General features: G+C 58.3%; 2 protein-coding genes and 1 pseudogene. All 3 read left to right on the top strand.

The annotated features are described in order from the left end of the window. Nucleotides 1–377, top strand: a 377-nt coding sequence (rraA, locus tag ACXRVY_RS28145; RefSeq protein ID WP_458238848.1) for a ribonuclease E activity regulator RraA, incomplete at its 5' end; no start/stop codon positions are given. Nucleotides 378–403: 26 nt separating this feature from the next. Then, complete coding sequence (locus tag ACXRVY_RS28140) at nucleotides 404–1,399, top strand: zinc transporter ZntB (RefSeq protein WP_223462932.1); 996 nt, start codon at nucleotides 404–406, stop codon at nucleotides 1,397–1,399. Nucleotides 1,400–1,455: 56 nt separating this feature from the next. Next, nucleotides 1,456–1,600 (top strand): annotated as a pseudogene (locus ACXRVY_RS28135) (CrfX protein); the annotation flags it as partial.

Here is a 1,600-nt window from a genome sequence, read left to right as displayed (position 1 = left end):
CCATCAAGTGCTTCGAAGACAACTCGCGGGTCAAGGAGCAGGTCGAGCTCAAGGGAAATGGCAAAGTGCTGGTGGTAGACGGTGGCGGTTCCCTGCGTCATGCGTTGCTGGGTGACATGCTGGCCGAGAAAGCCGCGAAAAACGGTTGGGAAGGGCTGGTGATCAACGGTTGCATCCGCGACGTCGATATCATCGCGCAGACCGATCTGGGCGTTCAGGCCCTCGCCAGCCACCCGAGGAAATCCGACAGGCGCGGGCTCGGCGATCTCAACGTTGCCGTGACCTTCGCCGGCGTGACATTCCATCCGGGCCATTACATCTATGCGGACAACAACGGCGTGATCATCTCGCCCAGCCCGCTGAAAATGCCTGAATAAAGCGCTGGTCGACCAAAGGAGTGCGGATGTTCGAGGAAGAAAACGCGCAATGGGGGCTGGTACATGCCCTGGTGCTGGACGGTAAAGGCGGTGCGCGTTCGATAGCCCGGACAGAACTCGATGACTTGCAACTGCAGGCCCATGAAAGCCTGTGGCTGCACTGGGATCGCAGTCATCCGCAAACCCGGACCTGGTTACGCAAATCCAGCGGTCTGAGCGAATTCAGTTGTGACTTGCTACTCGAAGAAAACACCCGTCCGCGACTTTTACAGCTTTCAGACAGCGAACTGCTGCTATTTTTGCGCGGGGTCAATCTGAACCCCGGTGCCGAGCCTGAAGACATGGTGTCGGTGCGGATCTTCGGCTCTGCCCAGCGCGTCATTTCCCTGCGTCTGCGTCCGTTGCGGGCCACTGACGAGCTGCTGGTGCAGTTGGCCGAAGGCAAAGGTCCGAAAACAGCCTCCGAACTCATCCTGTGCATGGCGCAGTACCTCACCAACAAGGTGCAGGATCTGGTCAGCTGTCTCTCGGAAGTGGTCGATGAGGAAGAAGAAAAACTGGATGCCGACGAACGGTATACTCCTGAGCACGGATCGGTTTTGCAGATTCGTCGCCGGGCGGCTGCGTTGAAGCGCTTTCTTGCTCCGCAGCGGGATATTTTCGGGCAGTTGACGCGAATCAAGTTGCCCTGGTTCGTCGAGGACGATGGTGATTACTGGAACGAATTGAACAACAGCCTGACCCGCTACCTCGAAGAGCTGGAATTGACCCGGGAGCGGGTGGGACTGGTCCTGGAGGCGGAAGATCGCCGGTTGAGCGTGCGCATGAATCGCACGATGTATCGCTTTGGCGTCATCACCGGGATCTTTTTGCCGATGAGTTTTCTGACCGGGCTTTTGGGGATCAACGTCGGTGGAATTCCATTCTCTGCAAGCCCTTATGGTTTTCTGATCGCCTGCCTGATGATGGTCTCGGTGGCGCTGGGGCAGTGGTGGTTATTCCGACGTTTGCGCTGGGTCTGAGGGAAACCATGTGACCCGACCAAAACTGACCGCGTCTCCCACAGACATCACGAGAGGTGCGTATGCACGATCCRTTTGAACAGTCTTTACGCGACATGCTCAAGGCCTCGCCGTCCACCCGGGACGACGATGCGTGCCTGGGGCGTGTGCTGAAAACCGCCACCCGCCAGGTTGGCGCCGGTGATCTGTTCAGCCTGCTGG

It is taken from the genome of Pseudomonas sp. P5_A2_2 (assembly GCF_054177685.1).
Note: the sequence above shows the minus strand (reverse complement) of the source record. Positions and strands in the feature narration are given on the sequence as shown.